We start from the raw sequence: 4,979 nt of genomic DNA on the forward strand, positions 1-4,979 counted from the left end.
TGCCCTAGTAAAGAGGGCTGTTATAAAGAAGGTGCACAGACTAAGACCTATTCCGTTACGATTAAGAGTCATGAGCATCTTTTTCAAAAACGATTTCAGGAAACACCTTACTTCAAAGAAATGGCAAGAAACCGTTACAAGATTGAAGCCAAAAATGCGGAATTGAAACAAAGACACGGTCTTGATGTCGCCAGAGCATCAGGTCTTTTCAACATGGAATTACAAGCAGCCACCACCATATTTGTAGTCAATATGAAGCGAATTATGATCTTAATAGACCAAAAGGAAGAGTAGAAAAATAGGAATTCTCCCAATCATTTAGGAGAATTCCTATTTTTTTATAAGGGTCAGAGTAACTGGAGACTTTTTCAGTGGGCTCCCAAAAAACGCGGATATTCTCCTCGAGATGCAATTATAGGTCAAGCAATTGGTGGAAGAAACGGCGCAATGTTTGCCCTTCTTTATGAAGCTGATAAAACTCATTACCATTGTCGATTTTGTGGACATAATTTTGCAATAAAAGAAAATCGATCCATTAGAGAATCCTAAAATTATCAATTCAAACCTTCAACATCATTACACCTCAAAGAATCAAAAATAACTGCTACAAGATACAAATAGATTTCAATTTTGAATTGTCTATAGTTCTGACAAACGCCCCCTTCTAACTCTACGAATTAATGTCTAGAAAACACATTACCATAGTTATTGTTATTCAGACCCTGGTCAAAAATCATAAAATAGAAAACAGCTTAGAATCAACGTTTCTGGAAATGTAATTCTAAGCTGTTTTTTTTGAACAAATTTGTATTTGGATAGGATATGTACACATCCTCAATATTATTAAATCGTCTCAATCTTTAAAAGATATGAATATCATTCTCACAAAAATGAATTAAAAGGTTAACGAAGTATTCTTAAAAATAGTCATTTATCAATTTAATGCTGTGGCAAAAAAATAAAAATTAGTGATATCCTAGAATTACTAAATAAAAAGATATCGAAAATCAAACTTAGCAAGCAAACCCATTATTTTCTTCAACGTTCTCAATCATTTCCTTCTGCATAAGTATAATTTCGGAACGAAATACATTAGCCAAAGTGGATTGATTGATGATTTGACAATTGATTCGCACAGATTTCAAGACTCTCTCAACTAGACTTTCGACTTCTGAACTGTTACGAATCCCCATATCCCATAGTTCTTGCAAGACTGATTTTTCATATCTTCTTTCATACTCAGACATCCCCTGCTTCGCCCAAAACAGTTGACCACTCTCATTCTCAAGCCAATTCCAAACCAGATTAGGATTTTTTACTAAAGGTTTCTCAAATTGACATGATTGACAAAGAACCATTCTATTAGACAAAGAATAAGACAAGGGCCAGATTTTATTGACAATTTGACAAGCAGATACAGCAAAAGAAGTTTTACATCTCCAGCAAGAACCACTCAAATTGTCTTCTACTTCACGAATTCCCTTTTCAATTAAAGTACCTGCCCAATATTCTTCAACCTCTTTGACTCCTGTTTTTTTAGCTACTAATCCAAACATTTTTATAATCTCCTTTAATAATCAATCAAATTTGAAAAGTCGATAGAATGCCAAATTTAAAATAAGCTCTAGAAAATAGTCCAAATAAATTTATTTTTTTCATTCGACTTGTTCTTTGTGGTTATATATTACCACCATTTTTTAATTTTGTCAAACATGTTAAACAAAACTTGTAAAAGAATTTTATTCATGGTATAATATGTTAAACGAATCGGAGGCAAACATGATTCTAGGTGATATTATCAAAGATTTTAGACAAAAAAATAAACTCACAATGGATGGTTTTGCAAGCTTATCTGGACTGACTAAAGGCTACATTTCCATGTTGGAAAAAAATCAACACCCAAAAACAAAAAAAGCCCTACTTCCTACTTTGGAAACTCTTGAGAAAGTAGCTAGAGGAATGGATATCGATGTTGGCGAACTTGTTTCACAATTAGATTCCAATCAAGAAATTGCTTTGACAATCACTCCTCAACAATTCCAACTTTTTCAAATGCCTCTCCATTCTCAAGTCCAGTTTTTGGATAGAGAATTGCGTGATGAGTTTCATAGTAAATGGATTGCATTTGGACAAGATCAACTTAATAGTATGTCGGCAAAACAACAATCTTCCAATCTTATTTCCTTAGATGATTTCAGAGACCGGGTTGAATTAGCCGTTCCTGGAAAGGTTTCTGCCGGAACTGGATACTGGCAAGATGCTGACTTCAATCGTTTCGTATCTTTCTACACTGATGATTTACCAACAAGTACTCAGTATGATACCATTGCACAAGTCGTTGGAGACTCAATGTCTCCACTAATTCTTGACGGAGACTACTTGTTCATAAAACTGACTTCTTCTATTCCCATGAATTCGATAGGAATTTTTTCTGTAAATGGTGAGAATTTTGTAAAAAAATTCAAAGGGGATTACCTTCAATCCTTAAACCCAGACTATGATGATATTTATTTTACAGAAGACGATGAAATTCGAACAATTGGTCAGGTAGTCGAGATTATTAGCAATAATTAAAAGGAGACATTTGTCTCCTTTTTAAAATCAGAAAAGCCCATTATCAGCAAATTGACAATAATTAAATGATTAAATAATTATTCTGCTACCCTTATGTCATTGTTTGTCCTCTTACTATTTGTCTAAAGTGTGGAGATTGCTTATATAAGATGAAAATCGCTAGAGGTTTTTGTGATTTTCTTAGGATTTGTTCAAACATTTGAACACCAAGTTGTTACGACACGAATATTCTTAGCCTACTTTTGAGTGAACTGGGTAGCAAGGCTAATTGTAAGTTATGCTATGCATTTGACAACAGATATCACAAATTGATATGAAACAGGGATAATGGACTTTTCCCCTACTAGCAACCTTGCCTTACGGAGCAAAGTCACTAGTAGTATGTACTGCTCAAAGAACGCTTAATACTCCTTTCGACTTTTTGGATGGCGTTCCTCATCACTCTTCATCTCTTTTTATCTACATTATACCACCAATGTAAAACGCTTTCAAATAATTATGTGCTCCAATCACAATTTTTTTGCTTTAATATAGGATTCCCACATTTTTTGTTGGGGTTTTGCAAAAGGATATTTAGGAAAATCTTCTACAGAGACCCATTTTACTTCGTTTGGAGCTGATAGCTCGATTGTATCTACCAAACCTTCAATCAAGTCAATTTGCCATTTGCGGTGGCTAAAGATGTGTTGTACGGAATCAAATTCTTCATCTTGCCAATCAACTGTCATGCCGTAATGTTCTGTGAAGCTCTGCCGAATATCTGGCTGAACAGTTTCTTCTGCTACTTCAAAGAGTGAAACTTGTTTGTCAACGACAGCCCCTTTTTCCAAAAGCGGAAAGGACCAAAAACCTGATAAGAGCCCTGCTTCATTATTTTTTTCCAATAAAAATTGATTGTCTTTATTGCGGATAATAAAGCCTTGATAGGCTACGGGAACGGGCTTTTTCTTCGGTGCTTTGATAGGGTACTTATCCATGGTGCCGTTTAGATAGGCAGCACTAAAGTCTTTGACAGGGCTATCTTGAGGGCGAGGATTGACTGGCGATTCAATATCCGACCCTAAATCCATTAAGGCTTGGTTGAAATCTCCAGGTCTGTCAGGGTCTATCAAGATTTCCATCATTGTTTGAAAAATCTTGCGATTGGTTGGCACGCCGATATCGTAATCCACCTCAAATAACCGACTAAGGACCCGCATGACATTGCCATCTACTGCTGGCTCTGGCAAATCAAAAGCAATACTTGAAATCGCACCCGCGGTATAGGGACCGATACCTTTTAAACTAGAAATTTCTGCATGCGTAGTTGGAAATTTTCCATTAAAATCTTCCATCATTTGCTGAGCAGCCTTTTGCATATTTCGAACACGTGAATAATAGCCCAGTCCTTCCCAGAGTTTGAGAATAACCTCCTCTGGAGCTTGTGCTAAATCACTAATCGTAGGTAAGTGATGGAGAAAACGTTCATAATAAGGAATGACCGTGTCTACTCTTGTCTGTTGAAGCATGATTTCAGAAACCCATATAGCATATGGGTCCCTTGTCCTTCTCCAAGGCAAGTCACGTTTATTAGCATCATACCAATCTAAGAGTGCCTTGCGAAAAGCTTGAATCTTTTCCTCCGGCCACATTTCGATTCCATATTCTTTCAAATCTAACATACATCTAGTATAACATAAAGAAAGGGAGCCAGCTTTTGCCAACTCCCTTATATCGTTTATAATCAAAATCAAACTAGCTCCAAAGGTTTGGGGAACCTTTGGAGGTTGGAAATAGAGCGAACGAAGTTCGTCTCTACAAATGTTTGGGGAAACTTTGGAGGTTGGAGATTGAGCGAATGAATTTTTTCTCTAAATCTAGCCAAGACTGTCTGTTTTTGATGTTCGAAGAATTTTATTCTACTTTACCTGTTACAAACATGGTAAAGCTCGCGGAAGCAAGTAGCTGTTTATCTTGGTTTTCTATCTTAACTTCAACGACCTTTGTCCTGCTTCCATCATGTGTGCAAGAACCAGTGACGGATAAGGTATCACCAAGTTTAGCTGCCTTCATATAATGGATATTGGACTGTAGGGTAACAGAATAAGCCCCCCTTGCTACCGTTGTCAGACCTGCAACTGAATCTGCCAATGTGAAAAGAAAACCTCCATGTGCCATGCCGTATGGATTGAGAGATTTTTCCGTCACCTTTGTAGTCAGTAGCACCTCTTTCTCATTGAGCATTGTAGCTTGATAGACAATATGTAAAGACCCCCAGTTGAGAATCCGTGGATTTACCTGTACACTAGAATAAAAAAACAATCAACTTCTAACAGGAATTACCACACTCAATTGGAGGTCTTATATGTTTCATTTTACCACACTTTTCATCGGAATGGATGTTCACAAAGAAAGTTTTTCACTCT

The 4,979-nt window shown here is 36.4% G+C and carries 5 protein-coding genes; 2 read left to right on the forward strand and 3 right to left on the reverse strand.

What is annotated here, in order from left to right:
* On the forward strand, nucleotides 1-294 hold a 294-nt coding region (locus tag ODU55_RS11395), incomplete at its 5' end, for a transposase (RefSeq protein ID WP_398582888.1).
* A gap of 719 nt (nucleotides 295-1,013) precedes the next feature.
* On the opposite strand, the gene ODU55_RS11400 is transcribed toward ODU55_RS11395, so the two are convergent.
* Nucleotides 1,014-1,556, reverse strand: a complete 543-nt coding sequence (locus ODU55_RS11400) for a hypothetical protein (protein WP_398582889.1) — start codon at nucleotides 1,554-1,556, stop codon at nucleotides 1,014-1,016.
* 223 nt (nucleotides 1,557-1,779) lie between these two features.
* Between ODU55_RS11400 and ODU55_RS11405 the strand changes: the two genes are divergently transcribed.
* Nucleotides 1,780-2,574, forward strand: a complete 795-nt coding sequence (locus ODU55_RS11405) for a helix-turn-helix domain-containing protein (protein WP_398582890.1) — start codon at nucleotides 1,780-1,782, stop codon at nucleotides 2,572-2,574.
* A 509-nt stretch (nucleotides 2,575-3,083) separates the two neighbouring features.
* On the opposite strand, the gene mutY is transcribed toward ODU55_RS11405, so the two are convergent.
* A complete protein-coding gene (gene mutY, locus ODU55_RS11410; RefSeq protein WP_398582891.1) occupies nucleotides 3,084-4,235 on the reverse strand; it encodes an A/G-specific adenine glycosylase in 1,152 nt (383 codons plus the stop codon).
* Nucleotides 4,236-4,467: 232 nt separating this feature from the next.
* A complete protein-coding gene (locus tag ODU55_RS11415) occupies nucleotides 4,468-4,797 on the reverse strand; it encodes a PaaI family thioesterase (protein ID WP_398582892.1) in 330 nt (109 codons plus the stop codon).
* Nucleotides 4,798-4,979 lie beyond the last annotated feature (182 nt).

The sequence above is a fragment of the Streptococcus sp. 2022WUSS037 genome, from assembly GCF_044427225.1.
Taxonomy (GTDB): Bacteria; Bacillota; Bacilli; order Lactobacillales; family Streptococcaceae; genus Streptococcus.